This window comes from Rhodococcus sp. 4CII (genome assembly GCF_014256275.1).
GTDB lineage: Bacteria > Actinomycetota > Actinomycetes > Mycobacteriales > Mycobacteriaceae > Rhodococcus_F > Rhodococcus_F wratislaviensis_A.
In genome coordinates this window covers 5,221,915-5,248,427 of sequence record NZ_JACCFE010000002.1, presented here as the reverse complement: position 1 = coordinate 5,248,427, position 26,513 = coordinate 5,221,915, and the positions used below count along the sequence as shown (strand labels likewise).

The following is a 26,513-nucleotide window of genomic DNA, read 5'->3' as shown; positions in this document are numbered from 1 at the left end:
GACGGTGTCGCTGGACACCGCCGTCACATAGGGTGTTTCAGGTCACAGGACGACGAGAGGACGGACATCGATGAGCTCCGCGACAGAGCACGCCGGTCACAGATACGCGGAGGTCTACCGCGAGAGCGCCGAGCGTCCCGAGGAGTTCTGGCTCGCCGCCGCGGGGGCCGTGGACTGGGAGAAGCCGCCGACGCGGGCGCTCGACGATTCCGCCGCCCCAATGTATCGATGGTTTCCGGACGCGTCGCTGAACACGTGTTTCAACGCCCTGGACCGTCACGTGCGGGACGGCAACGGGAACCGGGCGGCGCTGATCTACGACTCCGCGATGGCTCCAGACGCGTCCCGCACCTACACGTACGCCGAACTACTCGACGAGGTCTCCCGGTTCGCCGGGGTCCTGAAGGATCAGGGCGTGGTGGCCGGGGACCGGGTGATCGTCTACATGCCGATGATCCCCGAAGCGGTGATCGCGATGCTCGCATGCGCCCGCATCGGCGCCGTGCACTCGGTGGTATTCGGCGGGTTCGCCGCGAAGGAACTCGCCACCCGCATCGACGACGCCGGACCGGTGGTGCTGGTGACGGCGTCGGGCGGCCTCGAGCCGGGGCGCACCGTCGACTACCTGCCGATGGTCGCGAAGGCGCTGGAGCTGTCGAGCAAACCTCCGCACACGGTGATCGTGAAGGACCGCGAGCAGGTGCCGGGTGCGGCCGCCGACTACCAGGGCGGCGCGACCGCGTGGTTCGACTGGGACGAGCTGATGGCGGATGCGGCACCCGCGGAGCCGGTTCCGGTGGCCGCGACGGATCCGCTGTACATCCTCTACACGTCCGGCACCACGGGGAAGCCGAAGGGCGTGATCCGCGACAACGGCGGGCACGCCGTCGCGCTCACCTGGTCGATGCGCAACATCTACGACATCGGTCCGGGCGACGTGTGGTGGACCGCGTCCGACGTGGGCTGGGTGGTCGGGCACTCGTACATCGTGTACGGGCCACTGCTGGCCGGTGCCACATCCGTGCTCTACGAGGGCAAACCGGTGGGGACGCCGGACGCGGGGGCTTTCTGGCGCGTCATCTCGGACCACGGGGTGTCGGCGCTGTTCACCGCACCGACCGCGATCCGCGCGGTGCGCAAGGCCGATCCCGACGCGAAGGAGATCGCCAAGTACGACATCTCCTCACTGAAGACACTGTTCGCCGCCGGCGAGCGCCTCGACCCCGACACTTATGCATGGGCCACCCGCGTCCTCGGCCGTCCCGTCGTCGATCACTGGTGGCAGACCGAGACCGGCTGGGCGATCTGTTCCAACCTGCGCGGGCTCGACCCCATGCCGCTGAAGGCCGGCTCCCCCACCGTCCCGGTGCCCGGGTACCGGGTCGAGGTCGTGGACGGTGCAGGGCACGCGGTGCCCGCCGGAGCCGAGGGCAACATCGTGATCGGGCTGCCGCTGCCCCCGGGAACCCTGGCCGGGCTGTGGCGCGACCCGGAGCGGTACGTGAGGTCGTACCTCGCCACGTTCGACGGCTATTACCTGACCGGCGACTCCGGCTACATCGACGAGGACGGGTACGTGTACGTCCTCGGCCGCAGCGACGACGTCATCAACGTTGCCGGACATCGGCTTTCGACGGGCAGCATGGAGGCCGTCATCGCCGGGCACCCCGCAGTGGCCGAATGCGCGGTGGTCGGGATCAAGGACGAACTCAAGGGTCAGCGGCCCAGCGGGTACGTGGTGCTCAAGGCCGGGTTCGACATCGATCCCGACACGCTCCGAAGCGAACTGGTCGCGATGGTGCGCGAGCAGATCGGCGCAGTCGCCACGTTCCGCGACGTGACGGTCGTGCAGGCGCTGCCGAAGACCCGCTCCGGCAAGATCCTGCGTAAGACGATGCGGCAGATCGCCGACCACGAGCAGTACACCGTCCCCTCCACCATCGAGGACGTCGCCGTCCTCGATGCACTGAAGAAGCAGCTGGGCGGCTGACCGCTCAGACCCGGACGGCCGCGTCGAGTGCCTGATCCACCAGCACCTCGACGCGGTCCGCTTCGAGTGGATCGAGGTCGAACAGGATGCGGTAGACGATCGGCGCCACTACGTGGTCGATCACGTGCTCGACCGCGCCCCGAACGTCCGAACCGACCGGTTCCCCGCGTCCGACGATCGTCTCGATCTGGGTGCGGCAGAACGTCGCGCACTTGAGTGGATTGGCGTCTCCGCTCATCACGACGTCGCGCAGTGACGCCCGCCCCACCGGCGAGGACATCTCCTCGAGGTACTCCTGCGCCCAGGCGACGAGATCGCCTCGCACACTGCCGGTTTCGCGCGGGGGTGCATCGGGACGCAGTCGCTCGATCGCCACGTCCGCGAACACCTCGGTGATGTCGCCCCAGCGCCGGTAGATGGTCGACGGGGTGACCCCGGCATCGGCCGCGATCATCGGGACGGTGATGTCCGCTCGGTCGCGCTCCTCGAGAAGTTTGCGCGTGGACGCGTGCACCGCCTGCTGAATGCGGGCGCTGCGCCCACCGGGGCGTGGGCCTGGAGCCGGACTCATGACCCCATGTTAACGCAAAGATATTGCATTAACATCGACTGCAGCGTAGCGTCCGTTAACGCAAACCTTTTGCTTTAACGTTCTCCGGGAGTACGCCCATGCCGACCCTTGCACCCGAAGCACCACCGACGTCCCGACCCGCGCTGCGCCGCGGTGCCGCCTTCACGCTCGTCGCGGTCGTGATCGCCACCCTGCTCGGCGCGTCCGCCGCCCCCACACCGCTATACGAGGTGTACCAGTCGAACTGGGGCTTCTCGTCGTTGCAGTCGACGCTGGTCTTCGGCATCTATGCCGTGAGCCTGCTGCTGGCGCTGCTCACCGTGGGGTCGCTGTCCGACTACGTCGGCCGACGTCCCGTGCTGATCACTGCGCTCGTGTTCGAGGCGGTCTCGATGATCATGTTCGCAACGGCCGAAGGCATCGGACTCCTACTGCTCGCCCGGGTGGTGCAGGGTTTCGCGACCGGCGCCGCGATCAGCGCGCTCGGATCCACACTTCTCGACCTCGAACGCACACCGGGACGCGGCGCCACCGTCAACAGCATCGCGCCCACCGCCGGTCTCGCACTGGGCGCCATCGGATCGAGCCTGATCAGCGAACATCTTCCCCGGCCCACGAGCACGGTGTTCCTGGCGCTCCTCGCGCTGTTCGTCGTCGAGATCATCGGCATCTGGGCCGCACCCGAGACGGCGGCCCGGCAGAAGGGCGCGCTGGCGTCGATGCGGCCGGCACTCGCGGTCCCGTCCGCCGCGCGGAGAATGCTCGTCCTCACGGGACCCTGCCTGATCGCCGTGTGGGCACTGGGCGGCTTCTACCTGTCCCTCGGACCGTCGCTCGCACGCAACGCGCTCGACGTACACACGTCGCTGATCGGCGCCATCATGGTCGCGACACTCACCGGGACGGGCGCAGTCGCGGTGTTCCTGCTCCGCAACGTCGCGGCGCAGCGCACTCTGCTCGTCGGAGCGTCCGCCCTCGTCGCCGGAGTCGCCGTCACACTGATCGGCGCCGAAACATCCTCGGCTGGGTTGATTCTCACGGGAACCGCGGTGGCAGGCATCGGATTCGGCTCCGGCTTCCAGGGCACCATCCGCACCGTCATGCCGCTCGCCGAACCGCACGAACGCGCGGGACTGCTGTCGAGCATCTACGTGATCGCCTACCTCGCCAACAGCGTCCCCGCACTCGCCGCTGGGTACCTCGTGGGGAAGGTCGGGCTCGTCGACACCACCCGAATCTACGGCGGACTCGTCATCGTCCTCGCCGCGGCCGCCCTCGTGCGCCGTGCGCCTGTGAGTACTTCTTGACCGCCCTCGGTTGACAAGTACTCACGGGGCCTTGATCTCGCCGTACCGGGCGAGGGCCTCCTGCCGTTCGTGGGCGTGATCGACGATCGGTGGCGGATAGTCTTCGGGGCGGCCGTCTTTCAGAGCATGCACGGCGTTCCCCGGGATGCCACGCAATTCGGGGACCCACCGGCGGACGTATTCACCGTCGGGGTCGAACTTCTCCCCCTGCGTCGTGGGGTTGAACACCCGGAAGTACGGCGACGCGTCCGTTCCCGATCCCGCGGTCCACTGCCATCCGTGCTGGTTGTTCGCCAGATCGCCGTCCACCAGCTGATTCATGAAATACCGGGCGCCCCGCCACCACGGCAGGTGCAGATCCTTGACGAAGAACGACGCGACGATCATCCGCACCCGATTGTGCATCCAGGCTTCGGCTTTCAGCTGCCGCATCCCGGCGTCGACGATCGGGAACCCGGTCCGGCCCTCGCACCACGCGGTGAACGCCTCCTCTGCGTCGGATCCACTGTCGTAGCGAATGTGGTCGAAACGCCGATCGTAGTTGCCGCGGGCACTGTCGGGCCGCTGGAAGAGGATGTCTGCGTAGAAGTCCCGCCACGCGAGCTGACGCCGGTACTGCTCGGCGCTCTTGCTGCGGCGGCGGGCGAGGTCGCGGAGCATCGTCCGCGGATGGATGTTGCCGTACTTGAGGTAGACCGACATCCGGCTGGTCGCGTCGAGACCGGGACGATCCCGCGCGTCCTCGTACCCGGCGAGGTCGTCCCCGCAGAACTTCGCCCACCGCTCGAGCGCCGCCGCCTCCCCCGCGGCGTACCCGTCGGACTCGGGCTCCGGGATCTTCACCCGCCGCGCCTTCACGTCGTCCGGATCCACCCACTCCACGGTGTCCGGGCCGGTGTCGATCGGTGCGCGCCACCCGTGTTCGAGCCACTGCCGGAAATACGGGGTGAACACGCGGTACGGCTCCCCGTCCGTCTTGGTCACCCGGCCGGGCGCCACGGCATACGGCGAACCGGTGGTCACGAGTTCGACCTGTTCGGCGACAGCGCCGTCCCGCTCGCGACCGTACGGTCCGAAGTCGGCACTCACGTGCACCTCGTCGGCCGACACCTTCTTCGCCACCCTCGGGACCACGTCGACGGGATCGCCCTTCACCACCAGCAACCGGCCGTCGAGTTGGTCGTCGAGTGCGGCGAGGCTGCGGAACAGGAAGTCCCGGCGGGCGCCGCCCGAGGTATTCAGCAACCGGTCGTCGAGGACGAACAGTCCCAGTGCACGCGCCCCCGACTCGGCGACCGTGTGGAGTGTCGGCAGGTCGCCGAGTCGGAGGTCGCGCCGAAACCAGACGAGTGCAGTGTCCATGTCTGCCACGGTATCGAAGCGCGGGCCGATCAGTTGCCGGAGCGAACAGACGACAGCACCGACAGGTACGGCGCGTCGATGTCGTAGTGCTCGAACGCCGACAGCGCCGCGCGGGCGAACGTCCGCTGCACCGCCCACTGCCGACCGGGCTTGGTCCGTGCGGTGATGCGCAGCGTGACCGATTCCGCGGTCACCGAATTGACGCCGAGGAGTTCCGGGGGTTCGAGCACGTCCGCGGCGATCCCATCGCCCTGGGCCGCCTCGGTGACGGCCTCGAGCGCCACCTCGCACGCCCGCTGCACGTTGGCGGCGTGCGCGATCGGCAGGTCGACCACCGCGACCGCGTACCCCTGGCTCATGTTGCCCACCCGGACGATCTCCCCGTTGCGGCAGTACCAGAGGGTGCCGTTGACGTCGCGGATCGTCGTGACCCGCAGACCCACCGTCTCGACCGTTCCCACGGCCTCGCCGAGGTCGACGACGTCGCCCACCCCGTACTGATCCTCGAGCAGCATGAAGATGCCCGACAGGAAGTCCCGGACGAGGTTCTGCGCACCGAACCCGAGTGCGACACCGATCACACCGGCAGACGCGATGAACGGGGCGACGTTGACGCCGAGGACGGCGAGAACCTGTAGCACCACCCAGATGAGCACCACGATCGACACGGTCGACTTGAGCACCGACCCGATCGTCCGGGCCCGTTGTGCGCGGCGCTCGCCCACCATCGCGTCCTTGACGCCGCGGGGAGCACGTTCCCGCAGCGGACGGAGCATCGCCGGTTTGTCCGACGGCTCCCTCGGCCGCGTCGCCCGGTCGATCATCCGGTGCAGCGCGAAACGCAGCACGAGCGCCAGAACGACGTAGATCGCGATCTCCACCGGCCGGTGAATCAGCCAGTCACGGTTGGTTTCGGTCAATTCGAATGCCTGCAGTGAAGAAAACATCGACCCCGAGTGTACGGACGAGACACGCTCCGACAACTGCTATCCGCACGCCCGAGGGTCGTGGCCACGGCACAATGCAGGGGTGACCGTCACCGACTCAGCCAGTGTCCTCGTGGTCGACGACGACGAGGACGTGCGGACCTCCCTCGAACGCGGCCTGCGCCTGTCCGGCTTCACCGTTCTCACGGCCGTCGACGGCGCCGACGCACTCCGAGTGGTCAGTGAGCAGCGGCCGGACGCCATGGTGCTCGACATGAACATGCCGGTCATCGACGGCACCGGCGTCGTGACCGCGCTCCGCGCGATGAGCAACGACATCCCGATCTGCGTGCTCAGCGCCCGCGACACCGTCGACGACCGCATCTCCGGCCTGGAGTCGGGCGCCGACGATTACCTGGTCAAGCCGTTCGTCCTCGCCGAGTTGATCGCCCGGATCCGGGCCATGCTGCGGCGGCACGGCACCACCACCGCCACGCAGGCGGACTCACCCGCGACCCCACCGATCCGCATCGGGGACCTCGAGATCCGCGTGGCGGCACGCCGCGTGTTCATGGCGGGCGAGGAGGTCACGCTGACCAAACGGGAATTCGAACTCCTCGAGGTCCTCGCCCGCAACGTCGGCATCGTCCTCAGCCGCGAGCGTCTCCTCGAACTGGTGTGGGGGTACGACTTCGTCGCCGACACCAACGTGGTGGACGTCTTCGTCGGCTACCTGCGACGCAAGTTCGAGGTCGAGGGCAGGCCCCGCATCCTGCACACGGTCCGCGGAGTCGGCTTCGTGCTCCGGGAACCGTCGTGAAGCGATCTTTCTCACTCCGGACCCGGGTGGCGGCCGCCACCGCGCTGGGGGCGACGATCATCGTCGTGGCCCTCGGCATCCTGGTGTCGCTGGCGATCACCCGCAACAATCTGTCGCAACTCGACCGGCGACTGGAGACGGCGTCGGACGTGCTCGTGCCCAACGCGGCCACCGCCGGGCTGTTCCTCGGGGCCCTCGGCGACAAGGGCGCATTCGCCATCACCATCCGGTCCGCCGACGGCAACACCGTCCTCGTCAGCACACCCACCCAGCTTCCGGAACTGGACCCGGGCACGCAGACCGTCGAGGTCGGAGACACGCGGTACCGGGCGTACACCGCGACCGTCCCTCTTCTCGGCACCCGGATCTCCCTGGCCGTGCCGTACGCCGAAGCGCAGGACGTGACGTCGGAGCAGCAACGGCAGGTGGCGCTCGTCGGCGTCCTCGCCGTCGCCGCGGCCAGCGGGCTCGGCTGGCTGTTCGGCGGCCGGGCCGTCCGTCCCCTCGTCGACCTCACGGGCCGCATCGTGCGCCGCGAGCCGAAGCTGACCCCCACCTCGTCCGGTGTCCGGGAGGCGGACGAACTGGCCTCCGCCGCGGAGTCGATGCTGCGCGACGTCGCCGAGGCGCAGGACGCGACCACCGCCGCACTCGCCACCGCACGCGACTTCGCCGCGGTGTCGGCGCACGAACTCCGCACGCCGCTCACCGCGATGCGCACCGACCTCGAGGTCCTCACCACACACGAATTGACGCAGCCGCAGCGGGACGAGATCCTGCGCGACGTGGTCCGCGCGCAGGGCCGCGTGGAATCGACGTTGTCCGACCTCGAGCGCCTTGCCCGCGGTGAGCTGTCCACGGACAAAGACTTCGTGGACTGCGATCTCGTCGACATCAGCGACCTCGCCGCGGAGGAGGCGATGCGTCACAATCCCGGCCTGCAGGTGACCGTCGACGCAACCCCGGTGACGGTGCGCGGCATGCCCGGTGGACTGCGCCTGACCCTGGACAACGCCATCAAGAACGCCGTCCGGCACGGCGGCGCCACCGCGGTGACGATCACGCTCCGAGCCGCCGACGGCATCACCACTGTCATCGTCGACGACAACGGCTCCGGCGTGCCCGAAGCCGAACGGTCCGCGGTGTTCGAGCGGTTCCACCGCGGCTCCAACGCGACGAAGAGCGGGTCCGGTCTCGGGCTCGCGCTGGTCGCCCAGCAGGCCGCGCTCCACAACGGCAGCGCACGCTTCGACGTCAGCCCGCTCGGCGGCGCACGGCTCGTCGTCGAACTGCACACCGACACCACGCACCGGCCGCAGACAGCAGAAAGCCCCGCGTCACGGTGAGGTGAGGCGGGGCTTCTCGTGCCGCGGAGGCTATTCCTTCACGTCGAGCAGGTCGATCATGAAGACCAGCGTCTTGCCGGACAGCTGATGTCCGGCGCCGGCCGGGCCGTAGGCCAGCTCCGGCGGGATGGTGAGCTGACGACGTCCGCCGACCTTCATGCCGGGGATGCCGTCCTGCCAGCCCTTGATGAGGCCGCGCAGCGGGAACTGGATGGACTCGCCGCGGTTCCAGGAGGAGTCGAACTCCTCGCCGGACTCGAACTCGACGCCGACGTAGTGCACCTCGACGGTGCCCCCGGGAACAGCCTCGGCGCCGTCTCCGACCACCACGTCCTTGATGACCAGGTCGGTCGGGGCGGGTCCGTCTTGGAACTCGATCTCGGGCTTGGTCATGTGTCCTCCTCGGTGAGGGCTTCTCTGGTTCGGCACAGGCATCCGCGATCAGCGGCCTGTGACGTCCTTGTAGTCACGCTCGGTGTAACCGGTGTAGATCTGACGCGGGCGGCCGATCTTCGTAGCGGGATCTTCGTGCATCTCGCGCCAGTGTGCAATCCACCCGGGCAAGCGGCCCATGGCGAACAGAACGGTGAACATGCGCGTGGGGAAGCCCATCGCGCGGTAGATCAGACCCGTGTAGAAGTCGACGTTCGGGTACAGCTTCCGCTCGACGAAGTAGTCGTCGGTGAGCGCCGCCTCTTCGAGGGCCATCGCGATGTCGAGCAGTTCGTCGTCGCCGCCGAGCTTCTCGAGGATGGTGTGCGCCGTCTTCTTCACGATCGCCGCGCGCGGGTCGTAGTTGCGGTAGACGCGGTGCCCGAAGCCCATGAGCTTCACGCCGTCTTCCTTGTTCTTGACCTTGCGGACGAACTCGTCCGCGTTGCTGCCGCTGGCCTTGATCTCGTCGAGCATCTCCAGCACGGCCTGGTTGGCGCCGCCGTGCAGCGGGCCCCAGAGTGCGTTGATGCCACCGGAAATGGACGTGAACAGGTTGGCGTCGGACGAGCCGACCAGCCGCACCGTCGACGTCGAGCAGTTCTGCTCGTGGTCGGCGTGCAGGATCAGGAGCATGTCGAGCGCCTTGGCGATCTCGGGATCGATCTCGTACGGCTCCGCGGGGAAGCCGAACGTCATCCGGAGGAAGTTCTCGACGAGGTTCAGGGAGTTGTCCGGGTACAGGAACGGCTGCCCCACGGACTTCTTGTACGCGTAGGCCGCGATGGTCGGCAGCTTCGCGAGAAGGCGGATGGTCGAGAGTTCGACCTGTTCCGGGTCGGCCGGGTCCAGGGAGTCCTGGTAGTAGGCGGACAGCGCGTTGACGGCGCTGGACAGGACCGGCATCGGGTGCGCGTTGCGCGGGAAGCCGTCGAAGAACCGCTTGAGGTCCTCGTGCAGCAACGTGTGGCGCCGGATACGGTCGGTGAACGACTCCAGCTGCGCCGTGGTGGGCAGCTCACCGTAGATCAGCAGGTAGCTGACCTCGATGAAAGTCGACTTCTCGGCCAGCTGTTCGATCGGGTACCCGCGGTAACGGAGAATCCCGTGCTCACCGTCGATGTAGGTGATCGCGGAGCTGGTGGAGGCGGTATTGACGAAACCCGGGTCCAGGGTGGTGTACCCGGTGCTGGCGAGCAGCTTGCCCAGTTCGATACCGTCATTGCCCTCGGTTGCCCTGGCAATGGACATCGTGTGCTCACCACCAGGGTAGGTAAGCGTGGGCTTTGTGTCATTGTCAGGCACGAAGCATCCCTCTCAAGCTCAAACCAATGAGTAACAACTTCATTCAGGGTAGAAGCTAGTCCCACTCCGGCCCGCGTGCCGAAGGCGGGTCCGCTGAGAGCCCGCGATCCGGCTCGTCCGACGCATCCGCGGAGACCACGCGGAAGGCTCGCCTGCAGGCGTCCGGGAGTGTCCGATTTGCCCGCACAGCGCGGGAGGAATCACGGTGAGGGCCGGTTGCCCGAGCTGGACTGGCCGCGTTACCTGCACCGATGCCGGCGAGGGCGTAGCACGCACCGCTGGTCGGCCCATGCGATGGGGGAAGTACAGAGCGTGGCGCAGAGCGCGTCGAGCGCGACAGAAGAACCCCCGCCGGATGTATCGGCCGGACCACGACCGGTGTTACACCGTCTCACCCTGTGGGCACCCCGCTGCTCGAGAATCGAACCGCTACGACCCCAGTGCGGACATGCCCCACACCCCGGTCCACTGCTGTCCCGGAGCGAGCACCAACTGATCGATTCCGGAGTTGAACGCGTCCGGCGGGCACGTCATCGGTTCGAGCGCCAGTGCCCGCCCGCGACCCGGGTACGACTTGCCGGCGTCGGGATCCGCGACGAACGCCTGCAGCCAGCCGAACTCACGGGCCGCCCACAGGACCGTCCCGGTGCCGTCCGGCGCACGCAATTCGTGCCGCGACCTGCCGTCCACGTCGACGTCCAGCGCACTGAACGGGGTGTCGAGCGCGACGCCTGCCAACACGCGCGGGCTGGTGAAGTCGTACTCGGTGCCCGCCACGGGCTGCGAAGCCCCGCGCGGCAGCATGCGCTCGTCGAGGGGCAGTCGAGTGCCCGCGGACAGCCGCAGCGTGCATTCGTCGAGGGGAACGTCACCGGCGCGGACGTACGAGTGGAACCCCATCCCGAACGGCGCCGGAATGGCTCCCGTGTTGGTGGCGGTGTGTGTCACGGTCAGGCCGTCGTCGCCGAGGACGTATTCGACGGTGAGCCGCAGCGGGTACGGCCAGCCCTTGTGGAGGCCGACGTCGATCGACAACTCGATGCGGTCGTCCGCGGAATTCACGACACGCCAGTCCCGGCGACGGACGAATCCGTGGCTCGCATTGCCGAACGACGGTTCCGTGATCTCGAGTTGATGGTCGATGCCGTCGAAGACGAACTGACCGTCGCGGATCCGGTTGGGCCACGGCGCGAGGATCAACCCGGCCGACAGCGGTGGCCGGGTGCCGATGTCCCACGTCTCGGTGAGCGCGATCGGCTCGTCCGGACCGTCCCGTTCGAGTAGCCGGAGACCGGCGCCGGTGGCGGCGATACCGGCACGGTAGCCGCCGCCCCGGATCTCGAATCCAGCCGTTGCAGGCCTGTCCGTCTTCGACGACTGCGATTCACCCATGCATTTCAGTGTGCCCGAGATCTGCGCGAAATATGTGATGGCGCACAGGAACCTAGCGTGCGACCTTGTACCGCACCAGGGCCGGGAACACCAGGGCGGCGATCACCACACCGACGACGACGAGGACGCCGCCGCCCGCCGCGGCAACGCTGGTCCCGACCGCGGCCGCGGCCGCGCCGTGGACGACGTCGCCGATCCGCGGACCCCCGGCCACGACGACGATGAACACGCCCTGGAGCCGGCCGCGCATCTCGTCCGTGGCGACCTGCTGGAGCATGGTGCTGCGGAACGCGGCGGACACCATGTCGACGGCACCACCGAACGCGAGGAACGCGAGAGCGATCCACAACAGGACCGGACTGTCGCCGGGTGACGCCATCCCGACCGCGACTCCGAATCCCACCATCGCGAGACCCCACAGCGCGATGCACACGATCACCGCGAGGCCCTGGCGCCGGACCCGCGGCAGCCAGCCGGAGAACACCCCGCCGGCGACCGCGCCGAAGGACATCGCCGCGAACAACAGGCCGAGCGCCACACCACCCGTCGCCGGGTCGCCGAACGTGTCGTGGGCGATCTGCGGGAACAACGCCCGCGGCATGCCGAACACCATGGCGATGATGTCGACGACGAACGACGCCAGCAGCACCTTCTGCGTCGCGAGGTAGGCGAACCCGTCGAACACCTCGCGCAGCCCGGCCCGGCGCGACTCCCCCGTCGGCGGAATGGCGGGCAGCCGGAGAACCGCCCACAGCGTGGCCAGCAGGGCGATCGAGTCGACGAGATACAGCGTCGACAACCCGACCGTCGGAATCATGACGCCCGCGAGCAGGGGTCCGGCGATGGCGCCGAACTGCATCACCGTCATGTTGAGCGAGTTCGCGGCGGCCAGCTGTTCCGCCGGGATGAGCCGCGGGATGATCGCACTGCGGGTGGGCTGGTTGACCGCGAAGAACGCCTGCTGCAGAGCCAGCAGTCCGAGGACCAGCCACACGTTGTCCACGCCGAGTGCCGCCTGCACCCAGAACAGCACCGAGGTCACCCCGAGCCCGACCGTCGTGATCGTCAGCAGCCTCCGCCGGTCCATGACGTCGGCGAGGGCGCCGCCCCACAACCCGAACACGATCAGCGGTACCAGCGCGAACACACCGGTCAGGCCCACGTACGCCGAGCTTCGGGTGATCTCGTACACCTGCTGGGGTACGGCGACGATACTGAGCTGACCGCCGATCACCGTCACGATCCCGGCCGCCCACAGGCGGCGGTAGTCCCGGTTCTGCAGCGGCGTGGTGTCGGCGAGCAGCCGCCGCGTCCTCTTCTTCTCGGTGACGGTGTCGGTCATTCTTCCCTTAGCTCGTTTCCCATACTCACTATTCCCGGGCCGTCACGGCTGCAGCCGCGCGACGGTCCAGGTGTCGCCGGACCGCGACGTCCGGATGCGGTTGTGCATCCGGTTGGCGCGGCCCTGCCAGAACTCCACGGACTCGGGCCGGATCAGGATTCCGCCCCAGTTCGGCCGGACCGGGATGTCGACGTCGACGGGGAAACGCTCCGCCGCGTGCAGCAGCGCGGCGTCCAGTTCGGCCCGCGACGCGATCGGGCGCGACTGTTCGGACGCCCACGCCCCCAGCCGGGATCCGCGGGGTCTGCTGTGCCAGTACTCGTCCGTGACGTCGGCGCTCACCCGTTCGACCGGACCGCGGACGGTGATCTGCCGGGCGACGGGCACCCAGGTGAACGTCACCGACGCGTAGGGCACCGCGTCGAGTTGGCGGCCCTTGTCCGAGTCGTAGCTCGTGAAGAACAGCACCCCGTCGGCACCGAGCCCCTTGCACAGGACGGTTCGGGTGCACGGATGGCCGTGCTCGTCGACGGTTGCGAGCGTCATCGCGTTCGGTTCGGGAACCCCGGCTTCGACGGCGTCCTCGAGCCAGCGGCGCATCAGCGGAAGCCAGCCGTCGCCCAGCTGGCCGGCATCCAGATCCGCGTCGTCGTAGCGTCCGGCGGCGCCCTGTTGTCCGTAACCGACCCGCATCGCCGCGAGGTCCTTGTTCACCGGTTTCGGCCGTTCTGCATCTGGAGACACAGGCGAGAACGCTACTCCCGGGTATGCACTGATCAACTCTTCGGTGACACCGGCTAAAGTTTTGGGGACCGAGCCCGTCCCCTCGGATTGCAGCCGCGTTCGTGCGATGCCCGGGGACGGGAAGTCGATTGCGCGGACGACGGTGCCTGCCCATCCCGCACGCATGCTCAGCGCAATTGTCGAACGCCGAGACAGTGCCGCTCTGACCGGGGGCACTCGAACGAGGAGAGTCCACGAGCTATGTCAGCTAGCGCTGCAATACCGGACGATTTCGTCAGCGGACTGGAAGGCGTGGTCGCGTTCACCAGCGACATCGCCGAACCCGACAAGGACGGCGGCGCCCTGCGCTACCGCGGCGTCGACATCGAAGAACTCGTCTCCAAGCACGTCACCTTCGGCAACGTCTGGGCCCTGCTCGTCGACGGCCGCTTCGGCCCCGGACTGCCCCCGGCCGAACCGTTCCCCCTCCCCGTGCACACCGGCGACGTCCGCGTCGACGTCCAGGCCGGACTCGCCATGCTCGCCCCCATCTGGGGATACCAGCCCCTCCTCGACATCGACGACGACACCGCCCGCGAACAACTCGCCCGCGCCTCCGTCATGGCCCTGTCCTACGTCGCCCAATCCGCCCGCGGCATCTACCAACCCGCCGTCCCGCAAAAACGCATCGACGAAGCCAAAACCGTCACCGAACGATTCATGGTCCGCTGGAAAGGCGACCCCGACCCCGCCCACGTCGAAGCCATCGACGCCTACTGGGTCTCCGCCGCCGAACACGGCATGAACGCCTCCACCTTCACCGCCCGCGTCATCGCCTCCACCGGCGCCGACGTCGCCGCCTCCCTCTCCGGCGCCATCGGCGCGATGTCCGGCCCCCTGCACGGCGGCGCCCCCGCCCGCGTCCTGCCGATGATCGAGGACACCGAGAAGTCCGGCGACGCCCGCGCCCTGGTCAAGGGCATCCTCGACCGCAAGGAAAAGCTGATGGGCTTCGGGCACCGCGTCTACCGCGCCGAAGACCCCCGCGCCCGCGTGCTCCGCGCCACCGCCAAGCGGCTGAACGCACCCCGCTTCGAGGCCGCCGCCGCCCTCGAACAGGCCGCGCTCGCGGAACTGCGGGAACGCCGCCCCGACCGGGCGATCGAGACGAACGTCGAATTCTGGGCCGCCGTCATCCTCGACTTCGCCGAGGTCCCCGCGCACATGATGCCCGCGATGTTCACCTGTGGGCGCACCGCCGGCTGGTGCGCCCACATCCTCGAGCAGAAACGCCTCGGCAAACTCGTCCGCCCCGCCGCCATCTACACCGGACCCGCGCCCCGCACCCCCGAGTCCGTCGAGGGCTGGGACCAGATCGCCCACACCAGCTGACCGTCTCCCCCGCCAGAATCAGTAAGGAACAGAAAGTAGCGATGACCTCCACACCGATCATCCCCGCAGACCTCCTGCCCGCCGACGGACGGTTCGGCTGCGGACCTTCCAAGGTGCGTCCCGAGCAGCTTCAGTCGCTGGTCGAGGTGGGCGCCTCGGTGTTCGGCACCAGCCACCGCCAGAAACCCGTCAAGGACGTCGTCGCCGGCGTGCGGTCCGGCCTCGCCGATCTGTTCTCCCTGCCCGAGGGCTACGAGGTGGTGCTCGGCAACGGTGGCACCACCGCGTTCTGGGACGCCGCCGCGTTCGGCCTGATCCGGGAGAAGTCGCTGCACCTCACAAACGGTGAGTTCAGCTCGAAGTTCGCGTCGGTCGCCAAGAACAACCCGTTCATCGGCGACCCGATCGTCGTCTCCGCCGACCCGGGCAGTGCTCCCGAGCCGGTCTCGGATCCGTCCGTCGACCTCATCGGCTGGGCGCACAACGAGACGTCCACCGGTGTCGCGATCCCCGTCTCGCGTCCCGCGGGCTCGGAGAACGCGCTCATCGCCATCGACGCCACTTCCGGCGCCGGCGGCCTGCCGGTGAACGTCGCCGACGCGGACGTGTACTACTTCGCCCCGCAGAAGTGCTTCGCCGCCGACGGTGGCCTCTGGATCGCACTGATGAGCCCCAAGGCCCTCGAGCGCGTCGCGGAGATCAAGGACTCGGGACGCTGGACCCCCGACTTCCTGTCGCTGCCCATCGCCGTCGACAACAGCTCCAAGGACCAGACGTACAACACCCCCGCGATCGCCACGCTGCTGCTGCTCGCCAACCAGATCGAATGGCTGAACGGCAAGGGCGGCCTGGACTGGGCCACGTCACGCACCGCCGATTCGTCGTCGCGCCTGTACCAGTGGGCCGAGGCGAGCGAGTACGCCACGCCGTTCGTCGCCGATCCCGCCCACCGCTCGCAGGTGGTCGGCACCATCGACTTCGACGACAAGGTCGACGCCGCCCAGGTGGCGAAGATCCTGCGTGCCAACGGTGTCGTCGACACGGAGCCGTACCGCAAGCTGGGCCGCAACCAGCTGCGCGTGGGCATGTTCCCGGCCATCGACCCCGAGGACGTCTCGCAGCTCACGAAGAGCATCGACTGGGTCGTCTCGCAGCTCGGCTGAGTCGCGGCCTCACACATGCGTCAGCCCCCGGCACTGCGGTGCCGGGGGCTGACGGCGTTCCGGGTCAGTCCGTGTCGAGGAATCGGTGGAACGGTGCGAGCGCCTCGTCGCCGAGATGCGGTCCGCTCACCTCGACGTCGACGCTCGCCGAGTCGAGCACGTCGCTGCAGCCGAGCGTGAACCGCGGCCCGTCGGCGAGTATCCGGGAGAAGTCCGCGGACGACGCCGCGTAGACCACCCGGGTGATCCCGGCCCACACCATCGCCGCGCTGCACATCGGGCACGGCTCGCCACTGGCGTACATGGTGGCGCCGACGAGATCGTCCGTTCGGCCTTCACCGCAGGCGGTGGTGATCGCGTCGAGTTCCGCGTGCTCCGTGACGTCGGCGGACGTCGCGACCGAGTTGGCGCCCTCGCTGATCACGTGGCCGTCGGCGCCGACCGCCACCGCACCGAACGGCCTGTTGCCCGCGTCGCCCGTCTCGTCGGCGAGTTCGATGGCTCGCCGCAGGTGGGCGAGGTCCACGTCGTCGATATCGCTCTGGCTCATCGACTTTGTCCACTTCTGTTCCGGCGCCCCGTTCCCGGGCTGTGTCGATCAGTATGCGCGCCGCTGTGTGGTCCGGGAGGCCGGTCGCGAAAGGTCGAAGCGTAACGCGGGCGCTCCGCCGGCACGGGATTTGCCCGCGCGTGTCCTGCCGCGCGGGCTGTCACGAATGAATTACAGTTGCCCAGGTGCAAAGTCGCGAGCCGGCGCGATAAGGAGGTCAAACGTGCGAGAGCTTCGAGTGATTGGTCTCGAGCCCGATGGATCGCACGTCGTGTGCGCTGATGCCAGTACCGGCGAAAAATTCCGGCTTCCCGCCGATGACAAACTCCGCGCCGCATCCCGCGGGGACATCGCTCGACTCGGCCAGATTGAGATCGAAATGGACAGTCAGCTCAGGCCCCGCGAAATCCAGGCCCGCATCCGTGCCGGTGCCTCCGTCGAACAGGTCGCCGACGAGGCCGGCATTCCCCTGGCGAAGGTGGAGCGATTCGCCTATCCGGTTCTGCTCGAGCGTTCCCGTGCGGCCGAGATGGCGCAGGGCGGACACCCCGTTCGCGACAACGGTCCCGCCGTCCCCACTCTCGCCGAGATCGTGACGCAGGCGTTCCGCGCCCGGGGACACAACATCGACGACGCCACGTGGGATGCGTGGCGCGACGAAGACAATCACTGGGTCGCCCAGCTGCAGTGGCAGGCTGGACGGACCACCAACGCGGCGCACTGGCGTTACCAGCCGGACGCGCACGGCGGCACCATCGTCGCGCTCGACGACACCGCCTTCGACCTGATCGATCCCGATTTCGGCCGCCCGCTTCGCGGATTGGCGCCGGTGGCGTCGGACGAGCCGGAACAACTCGAACTCGCCGAGTTCCCCGCCGAGGTGGAAGTGCCGTCGATCGAGCCGGAGGTCGTCATCGAGGCCGACGTCACCGTGGAGCCCGAGAACGAGCCCGCGCCGCCCGAGGAGCCCGCCGCCCCCAAGGTCGCACCGCATCAGACGAACAACAGGGACAAGCGCGGCAAACCCGCACTCCCCTCCTGGGACGACGTCCTGCTCGGGGTCCGCAGCAGCGGACGCTGATCATCGGCGCGGTCAGCACGCCGGGAACCCGGCCGGGGTCGTACTCTTTCAGGAAGACGCCGGAAGAGAGGGATGACCGTGGGGGCCAAGGTATCAACGATCTGGTATGTCGACGTCCCCGACCCCGCGGCTGTTCTGCGTGGGCATCCCGAGCCTGATCTCGACGCCGCGCAGGCACTCGCCTCCCGTCTCCATCCCGATCTGGTGGCCACCCCGACGGGCCCGGTTCCGCTGGCCGAGGCCGTCGCCATCGACGCGGCGGGGACCGTCCACATCGGGTCCTACCCCGGTGTCACCGTCGTGTGTGGCCCCGACCTGGCCGTTCCCCGGCCGTCGAGCCTGCCCGAAACACGCTTCCGGCCCACCGAATTCGCGAAGACGTACTACGTGGCGTCCAAACCCGACCTCGCGTGGGGTGCGTTCGCGCTGTGGGAGGACGGGCACCTGGCGCGGTCGTTCAGCGCGACGCCGGTCCACATCCACGAGGATCTCGGCATTCCTCTGGTGTGGGAGAGACCGTACTGGGCGGGCGACTTTCCGCTGCAGTACCCGGCGGGGATCCTGCCCGACCCGCAGTCACTGCCGTTCCACCCGCAGCAGTTCGCGGAGGGCGCCAACCGCGAGTGGCTCGGATTCCGCTATACCGGCGCGCCGGAGAGCGGCGAGGTCGATCCGAAGACGCTCACCGTCCTCGGATTCGCCGTCCACCCGCCCGGCGAGAGCCGGGAGGTCGAGGAGCCGCCCGAGCCGGAACAACCCGCCCCCGAGCCCGGTCTCACTCCCGCACCGCCGCCGGCCGCCGCACGGAAAGGCGGATTGCTCCGCCGTTATTTCGGATTCTGACGGTCCGTCCGGGTTACGCGGCGCCGGCGAGCAGCGCGATCCACCCGGTGAGCACCCCCGCCGCGGCGCCGTACACCAGCCACCGCCACACCGGCGTCCGGCGCAGTCGCCACGCCGACGGCGCCACCCCGGCCACCACCACGAGTTCGAGGAACACCGCGAGTACCGCGTTGATCCGGCCGAGCTGCGAACCGAAGGCCATCACCGCGACGGCCACCAGCACTGCGGCGAAACCCGCGACGAGAAGTCCGGTGAACCACGGCGTCGCCGCCGGCGGCGGATACGGGGAATGAGGGTGCAGCGTCCTCACCGGCCCGTTCGGACGCGCTCGTAGAACGCCATCGCCGCAGCCGTCGCGACGTTGAGCGAATCCGTTCCGGGTGCCATCGGGATGCGCGCACGAACGTCCGTGGCCCGCATGGCATGTTCGGTGAGGCCGGGGCCTTCGGCACCGAGCAGCAACGCCACCTTCTCTCCCGTCATCGCCTCGGCCAGGGTCATCGCCTCGGGATTCGGGGTCAACGAGATGAGCTGGAAACCTCGCTCCCGCAACGCATCCAGATCGTGGGGCCACTTCGTCACGTGCGCGAACGGCACCCGGAGGACGTGGCCCATCGACACCCGGACCGCCCGGCGGTACAGCGGGTCGGCGCACCCCTTGCCGAACACGACGGCGTCGACGCCGAGCCCCGCGGCGTTGCGGAACATCGAGCCCAGGTTCTCGTGATCGTTGACGCCCTCGAGCACCGCGACCGTCCGGGCCCGCTCCAGCACGTCGGACAGTTCGAGGGGCACGGGCCGCCGTGCCGCCGCGAGCACGCCCCGGTTGAGGTGGAACCCGACGACCTCGGCCATGACGTCGGCCGTGGTCCGGTAGAACGGCACGTCCACGCCCGCGAGATCGTCGGCGAGTTCCTCCAGCCGTCGGTCGACCCCGAGCAGCGCGATCGGGTCGAACCGGGACGCCAGCAGTCGCTGCGCCACCAGCACACCCTCCGCGATCACCAGTCCCTTGCCCTCGGGAAGGTCGGGGCGTCGATCCGAGGAATTGAGATCGCGGAAGTCGTCCAGCCTGCTGTCGGCCGGATCCGTTATGTCGATGACGTGAACCACCGGTCCATCGTGCCGTATGCGCGACGTCACAGCGGCAGAAGGTGGCAGGTGGGGTCGCTGTTGACTCCCCCGGACGGAGCGCGAAAGCTCGAAGTCGTGAAGCAGCTGCAGGGGCGCACGGCTCTGGTGACGGGTGCGTCGGGCGGACTCGGGCGTGTCCTCGCCCTCGCTCTCGCGCGCGAAGGTGTCGGCGTCGCGGCGTCCGGTCGGCGTGTAGACCGGCTCGCGGACGTCGTGGCGGAACTGCGCGCGCTCGGGGTGCGCGCCGAGGCCGTGCCCGGTGATCTGACCGACCCCGGTCAGGCCGAGTCGCTGATCGCGCGCGCCGAGGCGGCGGTCGGCCCCCTCGACCTGCTCGTGAACAATGCCGGGGTGGAGAACGTCTCGGCGTTCACCCGGCTCGACCCCGGCGAGCTCACCGCCATGGTCGACGTGAATCTCACCGCCCCACTGCTTCTCACCCGGCGAGTGTTGCCCGGGATGCTCGATCGCGGTCGTGGTCACGTGGTGTTCATCTCGTCGCTGGCAGGAAAGATCGGACCGGCGTACTGCGCGCCGTACGCCGCGACGAAGGCCGGCCTGGTCGGTCTCACCGAGTCGCTGCGCGCCGAATACGCGGGCTCGCCGGTCGGCTTCTCCGTCGTGTGCCCCGGATTCATCGCCGGCGACGGCATGTACCAGCGGATGACGGAGCAGGGAATCAGGTCCGGCCGGATCACCGGCGAGACCAGCCCGGAGAAGGTCGCCGCCGCCGTGATCCGGGCGATCCGGCGTGACCGGCCCGAGATCGTCGAGAGCGGAGTGCCGATCCGCCCGGTGCTCGCGCTGGCACAGATCGCGCCGGGACTCGTCGAACGGCTGGCGCTGCGGTTCGGCGCCACCGCGATGTTCCGGCGGTTGATCGAGGACCGCGGCAGGGTGGAGCCCGGCCGTTGACCCGAGTCGCATACCCCGGCGGCGACACTCACCTAGGCTCGCGGCGTGAGTGATTCCACGCCGACGGTCGGTTCGCCCGCGGAACTGGCGCAGGCACTCGACGCCACCGGCTACCTCGCCGACGACGGCGTCGCGATGGCCGCGTTCCTGGCCGTACGGATGGGACGTCCGCTGTTCTGCGAGGGCGAACCGGGCACCGGCAAGACGTCGCTGGCGACCGCGCTGGCGGAGGCGTTCGGGCTGCCGCTGATCCGCCTGCAATGCCATGAGGGAATCGACGCCGCGCAGGCACTCTACGACTGGGACTTCCCGCGGCAACTGCTGCATCTGCGGACACTGGAGGCCGCGAGCGACGGCGGGCTGGAGGCCGACACCGTCGAGCGCTCGCTGTACACCGAGCGGTTCCTGCTGGCACGGCCCCTGCTGCGCGCGCTGACCGAAGCGCCGTGTGTGCTGCTCGTCGACGAGATCGACCGGGCCGACGACGAATTCGAGGCCTTCCTGCTGCAGGTGCTCGACGAGAACGCGGTCACCATTCCCGAACTGGGCGAGGTGCGGGCCGCGACGCCACCGCTGGTGGTGCTCACCTCCAACCGCACCCGCGAGGTGCACGACGCCCTCAAACGCCGCTGCCTCTACCACTGGCTCGAGCACCCAGACCTGACGCGGGAGGTCGCGATCCTGCGCCGTCGCATTCCTGGCATCGGACCCGACCTCGCCGGTCAGGTCGCCCGCGCCGTCCACTCCCTGCGCGAGATGGAACTGCTCAAGCCGCCGGGTGTCGCCGAGGCGCTGGACTGGGCGCGGGCACTGCGCGAACTCGATCGGGACGTGCTCGACGCGGAGACCGCCGCGGCGACACTCGGCGCGGTCCTCAAGTACCGGGAGGACCTCGAGCGGGTGGCCCGCGCCGGACTGGACCGGCTCCTGGCGGGGTGACGCCCCGTGTCCACACCGCCGGATCCCGGCGACCCGCTGGTGGGGGTCGCCGGGTTCGCACACGCCCTCGCCGCGGCGGGACTGCCGGTCGCGTCGGACGCCGTCGCGGGGTACGCCCGGGCACTGCGGCAGGTCGATGTGGGCGATCCCGGGCAGGTGTACTGGGCGGGCCGCGCAACTCTCTGCCGCGGTCCCGACGACATCCCCAGGTACGACTCGGCGTTCGCGGGCTGGTTCGGCGGCGACGTCCCGGCGCGCATTCCGCGCTCGGGTGAACTCCCGCGCCGCGCCCGGATCGCCGCGCTGACCACGTCCGACGGCGGCGACGCCGAGGGTGGTGGGCCGCAGTTGCGGGTCGCGGCGGACGACACCGAGGTGCTGCGCCACCGCGACATCGCCGAACTGACCGCGGCCGAGCGCGCGCACCTCGCCGAGCTGATCGCGGCCCTGCGTCCCCGGCCCCCGTCCCGCCCGGCGATCCGGATGCGCCCGGCCCGCCGGGGCGCCGTCGACCCGCGGCGCACGGTGCGGAGCATGCTCGCCGCGGGCGGAGAGACGGTGCGGCCGAGCCGTCACCGCAAGGCGACCCGCCCCCGCCGGGTGGTGCTGCTGATCGACGTGTCCGGTTCGATGAGCCCCTACGCCGACGCGTTGCTGCGGTTCGCGCACGTCGTCGCCCGCGGCAATCCCACAGGCACGGAGGTGTTCACGCTGGGCACCCGGATGACCCGGGTCTCGCGGGCGCTGCGGGTCCGCGACCCCGAGGTGGCCCTGGCCGCTGCGGGACGGGCCGTGCCCGACTGGGCGGGCGGCACCCGACTCGGCGAGACCCTGCGCGCGTTCCTGAATCGCTGGGGGCGGCGCGGGGTGGCCCGCGGCGCCGTCGTGGTGATCTTCTCCGACGGCTGGGAGCGCGGCGACCCGACCCTGCTCGCGGAGCAGATGGCTCAGCTGCGGCGGCTCGCCCGCACGGTGCTGTGGGTGAATCCGCACGCCGGGGCGGACGGCTACGAACCGGTCCAGTCCGGTATCGCGGCCGCCCTGCCGCACACCGATCGCCTGCTCGCCGGTCACAGTCTCGCGACGCTGCAGGAACTGCTCGCACTCGTGCGCCGGGCGTGATCGAAAAGGAAACGGTTCCCCCATTTCGGGTACTGTCCGCCCTCCGTCGGCGCAGAGTAGGACGTATCACCCGAGGCCCGGTTTGGGAGGCGCGATGCGCATCACTGTCACCGTCGACGGAACGGCATACACGGACGACGTGGAGCCGCGACTGCTCCTCGTCCACTATCTTCGGGACCGGCTCGGCAAGGTCGGCACCGTCATCGGCTGCGACACCGGAAACTGCGGGGCGTGCACCGTCCATCTGAACGGTCACAGCGTGAAATCCTGCTCGGTGCTCGCCGTGCAGGCCGACGGCGGCGACGTTCTCACCGTCGAGGGCCTGTCCCGGAACGGGACGCTGCACCCCGTGCAGCAGGCCTTCCGCGACAATCACGCGCTGCAGTGCGGCTATTGCACGCCCGGCATGATCATGCAGACGCTGGATCTGCTGGCCGAGGAGCCCGACCCGGACGAGCGGGCGGTGCGGCTGGGGTTGGAAGGCAATCTGTGCCGCTGCACCGGGTACCAGAACATCGTCAGCGCGGTCCAGGACGCGGCGCAGCGGTTGCGCGGCGGAGGTTCCGCGGAATCCACGCCGACGGAGGCAGCGAAGTCCGACACCGCGCCGGGAGGTGTGCGATGACCGCCACCGCCGAACCGGAGATCGGTAAGGCCCGCACCCGCAAGGAAGACGAGCATCTGGTCACTGGTCGCACCCGCTGGACCGACAACCTGGTGCTGCCCGGAATGCAGCACCTGGCGATCCTGCGCAGCCCGTTCGCGCACGCCCGCATCACCGGTGTCGACACCGCCGCGGCGCGCGAGATGCCGGGGGTCGTCGCCGTCCTCACCGGTGCGGATCTCGCCGAAGAGCAGGGCAGCCTGCCGTGTGCGTGGCCGATCACACCCGACATGAAGTCGCCGCCGGCGCCGTCCCTCGCGGTCGACGGGGTGAACTTCGCCGGCGAGGCCGTCGCGGTCGTCGTGGCGCGCAGCGCGTACGAGGCGCACGACGCACTCGAGGCGATCGACGTCGACTACGACGAACTGCCGGTGGTCCTGGACCTCGCCGCCGCGGCTGCCGACGGCGCCGACCTCGTGCACCCGGATCTCGGGACGAACGTCAGCGCCACCTGGACGTTCGATTCCGCGGAGGCCGGGTCGGGGGGCGACGTCGAGCAGGCCATCCGCGACGCCGAGGTGCTCGTCGAGCGCACGTTCCGGCAGCAGCGGCTCATTCCGGCATTCATGGAGCCGCGCTCGGTGGTCGTCGACCCGACCGGCGCGCAGATCACCATGTGGTCGGCCACGCAGATCCCCCACATCCTGCGGCTGATGCTGGCGATGACGCTCGGCATCCCGGAACACAAACTGCGCGTCGTCGCTCCGGACGTCGGCGGCGGTTTCGGCGGCAAACTGCAGGTGACCCCGGAGGAAGTGATCGCGCTGCTCGTCGCGCGGCGCCTCGGCAAGCCCGTGAAATACACCGAGTCCCGCAGCGAGACGATGCTGGCGGCCCACCACGGGCGCGACCAGATCCAGAAGCTGACCCTGGCCGCCCGACGGGACGGCACCGTGACCGGGATGAAGGTGGAACTGCTCGCCGACATGGGTGCGTACCTCCGGCTGGTCACCCCGGGAGTCCCCATCCTGGGCGCGTTCATGTTCAACGGCATCTACAAGTTCCCGGCGTATCACTTCACGTGCACCAACGTGTTCACCACCAAGGTGCCCACCGACGCCTACCGCGGGGCGGGCAGGCCGGAGGCGACGTTCGCCATCGAGCGGATGATGGACGAACTCGCGACAGAGCTGTCGCTGGATCCGCTGGAACTGCGGGCGAGGAACTGGATCACCCACGAGGAGTTCCCGTTCGACACCGTCGCGGGCCTGACGTACGACTCCGGCAACTACGAGGCTGCCACCGCGCGGGCGCGGGAACTGTTCGACTACGACGGCCTCCGACGCGAACAGTCCGAGCGCCGCGAGCGGAACGACCCGGTGCAACTGGGCATCGGGGTGTCCACGTTCACCGAGATGTGCGGCCTCGCCCCGTCGCGGACCCTCGGCGCCCTGGCCTACGGGGCCGGCGGCTGGGAACACGCGGCGATCCGGATGCTGCCCACCGGCAAGGTCGAGGTGGTCACCGGTTCCTCCGCGCACGGTCAGGGGCACGAGACCGCGTGGAGTCAGGTGGTCGCCGACCAGCTGGGGGTTCCGTTCGAGGACGTCGAGGTGCTGCACGGCGACACCCAGACCTCGCCGCGCGGCATGGACACCTACGGTTCGCGGTCGCTGGCGGTCGGGGCGATCGCGGTGGTCAAGGCCGCCGAGAAGGTGATCGCGAAGGCCCGGCCGATCGCCGCACACCTGATGGAGTGTGCCGAGGACGACCTCGAGTTCACCGCCGGTCGGTTCCGGGTGAAGGGCACCGAGAAGGCGGTCGGCATCGGCGACGTCGCGCTCGCCGTGTTCGCCGCGCACGACCTGCCCGACGGTGTGGAGCCGAACCTGGACTCCGAGGCCACGTATGACCCGGAGAATTTCTCGTTCCCCCACGGCACCCATCTCTGCGCGGCGGAGGTCGACACCGAGACCGGCAAGGTCCGCATCCGCTCGTACGTGTGCGTCGACGACATCGGGCACGTGGTCAACCCACTGATCGTGGAGGGACAGGTGCACGGTGGACTCGCCCAGGGCATCGCGCAGGCCCTGTACGAGGAGGCGGTGTACGACGAGTCCGGCACCCTGCTGTCGGGTTCCTTCGCCGAATACCAGGTGCCGTCGGCAGCGGATCTGCCCACGTTCACCACCGGCCGCACGGAGACCCCCGCCACCGGTAATCCGCTCGGCGTCAAGGGCGTCGGTGAGGCGGGAACGATCGCGTCCACCCCGGCCGTGGTCAACGCCGTGCTCGATGCCGTTCGCCGGTTCGGGGTGCGGGACATCGAGATGCCGTGTACCCCGATGCGGGTCTGGAATGCCATCCACACCGCTCAGGGAGGTGCCCGATGATTCCGCCGACCTTCGACTACGTGTCGCCGAGAACCGTCGACGCGGCGGTGACCGCGCTCGCCGAGGCCGGGGAGGACGCCAAGATACTCGCGGGTGGCCAGAGTCTGCTGCCGGTGCTGCGGTTGCGGCTGTCGTCGCCGAGCACCCTCGTCGACCTGGGACGGATCGATGAGTTGCGCGGCGTGCGCGACGACGGCGACAGTATCGTGATCGGCGCGATGACCACGTACTACGACGTGATCCGCGACCCGCTCGTCCACGAGCACGCGTTGCTTCTCGTCGAAGCCACCCGCACCGTCGCGGATCCGCAGATCCGGCACCGCGGCACGCTGGGTGGTGCGCTGGCGCATGCCGATCCGGCGGGTGACCTGTGCGCCCCGGCGCTGGCACTCGACGCCACCCTCACCGCGGTGGGCACCGCGGGCAGACGGAGCATTCCGGTCGCCGAGTTCTTCGAGGGCTACTACACCACCGCGCTGCAACCGGACGAGATCCTCGTGGATGTGCGCATCCCGAAGCACACCGGCTGGGAGGCCAGATACGAGAAGTTCAACACGGTCGCGGAGGCGTGGTCGATCGTGGGGGTGGCCGCGACGATCCAGGTCGACGGCGGCACGATCCGGCAGGCCCGGGTGGCGCTGACCAACATGGGGTCGGTGCCGGTGCGCGCTCGCGGTGTCGAGGACGCGCTCGTCGGCAACGCCGCGGACCCGGAGCTGATCCGGGCAGCGGCCGAACATGCCGCCGAGGGCACCGACCCGGTCACCGACGGGCACGCCGACGCCGAGTACCGCAGCCACCTCGCGAGAGTGCTGACCCGCCGGGCCGTCGCGGAGGCGGTCGGCACCTGATCCGCCGGCA

Annotated in this window: 25 protein-coding genes; 14 read left to right on the top strand and 11 right to left on the bottom strand. The window is 69.3% G+C overall.

The window, feature by feature from the left end; all coding sequences use genetic code 11:
* Positions 1-70: 70 nt before the first annotated feature.
* A complete protein-coding gene (locus H0B43_RS25010) occupies positions 71-1,990 on the top strand; it encodes a propionyl-CoA synthetase (protein ID WP_185725485.1) in 1,920 nt (639 codons plus the stop codon).
* A 4-nt stretch (positions 1,991-1,994) separates the two neighbouring features.
* Here H0B43_RS25010 and H0B43_RS25005 read toward each other — a convergent pair whose 3' ends face one another.
* On the bottom strand, positions 1,995-2,561 hold the full coding sequence (locus H0B43_RS25005) for a TetR/AcrR family transcriptional regulator (RefSeq protein WP_185725486.1): 567 nt from the start codon (positions 2,559-2,561) through the stop codon (positions 1,995-1,997).
* A 98-nt stretch (positions 2,562-2,659) separates the two neighbouring features.
* On the opposite strand from H0B43_RS25005, the gene H0B43_RS25000 reads away from it, so the two are divergent.
* A complete protein-coding gene (locus tag H0B43_RS25000; protein WP_185725487.1) occupies positions 2,660-3,868 on the top strand; it encodes an MFS transporter in 1,209 nt (402 codons plus the stop codon).
* Between the two features lie 21 nt (positions 3,869-3,889).
* On the opposite strand, the gene H0B43_RS24995 is transcribed toward H0B43_RS25000, so the two are convergent.
* The gene (locus tag H0B43_RS24995) at positions 3,890-5,230 is read right to left on the bottom strand and encodes a deoxyribodipyrimidine photo-lyase (RefSeq protein ID WP_185725488.1); all 1,341 of its coding nucleotides are present in this window, start codon (positions 5,228-5,230) and stop codon (positions 3,890-3,892) included.
* 29 nt (positions 5,231-5,259) lie between these two features.
* The gene (locus H0B43_RS24990) at positions 5,260-6,177 is read right to left on the bottom strand and encodes a mechanosensitive ion channel family protein (RefSeq protein ID WP_185725489.1); all 918 of its coding nucleotides are present in this window, start codon (positions 6,175-6,177) and stop codon (positions 5,260-5,262) included.
* 82 nt (positions 6,178-6,259) lie between these two features.
* Between H0B43_RS24990 and H0B43_RS24985 the strand changes: the two genes are divergently transcribed.
* Both H0B43_RS24985 and H0B43_RS24980 read left to right on the top strand, forming a co-directional pair.
* Positions 6,260-6,976, top strand: coding sequence for a response regulator transcription factor (locus tag H0B43_RS24985; RefSeq protein WP_185725490.1), 717 nt, complete (start codon positions 6,260-6,262; stop codon positions 6,974-6,976).
* Positions 6,973-8,322, top strand: a complete 1,350-nt coding sequence (locus H0B43_RS24980; protein WP_185725491.1) for a HAMP domain-containing sensor histidine kinase — start codon at positions 6,973-6,975, stop codon at positions 8,320-8,322. Before H0B43_RS24985 ends, H0B43_RS24980 begins: the two co-directional genes overlap by 4 nt.
* 30 nt (positions 8,323-8,352) lie before the next feature.
* On the opposite strand, the gene H0B43_RS24975 is transcribed toward H0B43_RS24980, so the two are convergent.
* From H0B43_RS24975 to pdxH, 5 genes are all read right to left on the bottom strand, one after another.
* Positions 8,353-8,715: an FKBP-type peptidyl-prolyl cis-trans isomerase gene (locus H0B43_RS24975; RefSeq protein ID WP_185725492.1), complete on the bottom strand. Its 363-nt coding sequence runs from the start codon at positions 8,713-8,715 to the stop codon at positions 8,353-8,355.
* Positions 8,716-8,763: 48 nt separating this feature from the next.
* The gene (locus H0B43_RS24970; protein WP_185725493.1) at positions 8,764-10,059 is read right to left on the bottom strand and encodes a citrate synthase; all 1,296 of its coding nucleotides are present in this window, start codon (positions 10,057-10,059) and stop codon (positions 8,764-8,766) included.
* A 429-nt stretch (positions 10,060-10,488) separates the two neighbouring features.
* Positions 10,489-11,451: an aldose 1-epimerase family protein gene (locus H0B43_RS24965; RefSeq protein WP_185725494.1), complete on the bottom strand. Its 963-nt coding sequence runs from the start codon at positions 11,449-11,451 to the stop codon at positions 10,489-10,491.
* Between the two features lie 52 nt (positions 11,452-11,503).
* On the bottom strand, positions 11,504-12,793 hold the full coding sequence (locus tag H0B43_RS24960; protein WP_185725495.1) for an MFS transporter: 1,290 nt from the start codon (positions 12,791-12,793) through the stop codon (positions 11,504-11,506).
* Between the two features lie 42 nt (positions 12,794-12,835).
* Entirely contained in the window at positions 12,836-13,507 is a 672-nt protein-coding gene (gene pdxH / locus H0B43_RS24955) for a pyridoxamine 5'-phosphate oxidase (RefSeq protein WP_312034002.1), read from the bottom strand.
* Positions 13,508-13,777: 270 nt separating this feature from the next.
* Between pdxH and H0B43_RS24950 the strand changes: the two genes are divergently transcribed.
* Together H0B43_RS24950 and serC are read left to right on the top strand one after the other, a co-directional pair.
* On the top strand, positions 13,778-14,908 hold the full coding sequence (locus tag H0B43_RS24950) for a citrate synthase 2 (protein WP_185725496.1): 1,131 nt from the start codon (positions 13,778-13,780) through the stop codon (positions 14,906-14,908).
* Between the two features lie 41 nt (positions 14,909-14,949).
* On the top strand, positions 14,950-16,071 hold the full coding sequence (serC, locus tag H0B43_RS24945; protein WP_185725497.1) for a phosphoserine transaminase: 1,122 nt from the start codon (positions 14,950-14,952) through the stop codon (positions 16,069-16,071).
* Between the two features lie 64 nt (positions 16,072-16,135).
* Here serC and H0B43_RS24940 read toward each other — a convergent pair whose 3' ends face one another.
* Positions 16,136-16,621 (bottom strand): nucleoside deaminase, encoded by a 486-nt coding sequence (locus H0B43_RS24940; RefSeq protein ID WP_185725498.1) that lies wholly within the window; start codon positions 16,619-16,621, stop codon positions 16,136-16,138.
* A gap of 223 nt (positions 16,622-16,844) precedes the next feature.
* On the opposite strand from H0B43_RS24940, the gene sepH reads away from it, so the two are divergent.
* Together sepH and H0B43_RS24930 are read left to right on the top strand one after the other, a co-directional pair.
* Entirely contained in the window at positions 16,845-17,702 is an 858-nt protein-coding gene (sepH, locus tag H0B43_RS24935) for a septation protein SepH (RefSeq protein ID WP_185725499.1), read from the top strand.
* A gap of 72 nt (positions 17,703-17,774) precedes the next feature.
* Positions 17,775-18,545, top strand: a complete 771-nt coding sequence (locus tag H0B43_RS24930) for a DUF6928 family protein (protein WP_185725500.1) — start codon at positions 17,775-17,777, stop codon at positions 18,543-18,545.
* A gap of 13 nt (positions 18,546-18,558) precedes the next feature.
* Here the strand turns inward: H0B43_RS24930 and H0B43_RS24925 are convergent, their stop codons facing one another.
* Positions 18,559-18,855, bottom strand: coding sequence for a DUF2537 domain-containing protein (locus H0B43_RS24925; RefSeq protein ID WP_185725501.1), 297 nt, complete (start codon positions 18,853-18,855; stop codon positions 18,559-18,561).
* Positions 18,852-19,658, bottom strand: coding sequence for an RNA methyltransferase (locus H0B43_RS24920; protein WP_185725502.1), 807 nt, complete (start codon positions 19,656-19,658; stop codon positions 18,852-18,854). Before H0B43_RS24920 ends, H0B43_RS24925 begins: the two co-directional genes overlap by 4 nt.
* Before the next feature lie 96 nt (positions 19,659-19,754).
* Between H0B43_RS24920 and H0B43_RS24915 the strand changes: the two genes are divergently transcribed.
* The 6 genes from H0B43_RS24915 to H0B43_RS24890 all read left to right on the top strand — a co-directional run bounded on the left by H0B43_RS24915 (position 19,755) and on the right by H0B43_RS24890 (position 26,503).
* Positions 19,755-20,594 (top strand): SDR family oxidoreductase, encoded by an 840-nt coding sequence (locus H0B43_RS24915; protein WP_185725503.1) that lies wholly within the window; start codon positions 19,755-19,757, stop codon positions 20,592-20,594.
* Positions 20,595-20,639: 45 nt separating this feature from the next.
* Positions 20,640-21,533, top strand: coding sequence for a MoxR family ATPase (locus H0B43_RS24910; RefSeq protein WP_185725504.1), 894 nt, complete (start codon positions 20,640-20,642; stop codon positions 21,531-21,533).
* Between the two features lie 6 nt (positions 21,534-21,539).
* Complete coding sequence (locus tag H0B43_RS24905; RefSeq protein WP_185725505.1) at positions 21,540-22,655, top strand: VWA domain-containing protein; 1,116 nt, start codon at positions 21,540-21,542, stop codon at positions 22,653-22,655.
* A 94-nt stretch (positions 22,656-22,749) separates the two neighbouring features.
* A complete protein-coding gene (locus H0B43_RS24900) occupies positions 22,750-23,280 on the top strand; it encodes a (2Fe-2S)-binding protein (RefSeq protein ID WP_185725506.1) in 531 nt (176 codons plus the stop codon).
* A complete protein-coding gene (locus H0B43_RS24895) occupies positions 23,277-25,652 on the top strand; it encodes a xanthine dehydrogenase family protein molybdopterin-binding subunit (protein ID WP_185725507.1) in 2,376 nt (791 codons plus the stop codon). Before H0B43_RS24900 ends, H0B43_RS24895 begins: the two co-directional genes overlap by 4 nt.
* Positions 25,649-26,503 (top strand): xanthine dehydrogenase family protein subunit M, encoded by an 855-nt coding sequence (locus H0B43_RS24890; RefSeq protein ID WP_185725508.1) that lies wholly within the window; start codon positions 25,649-25,651, stop codon positions 26,501-26,503. The genes H0B43_RS24895 and H0B43_RS24890 overlap by 4 nt, the downstream gene beginning before the upstream one ends.
* The last annotated feature ends 10 nt before the right edge of the window (positions 26,504-26,513 follow it).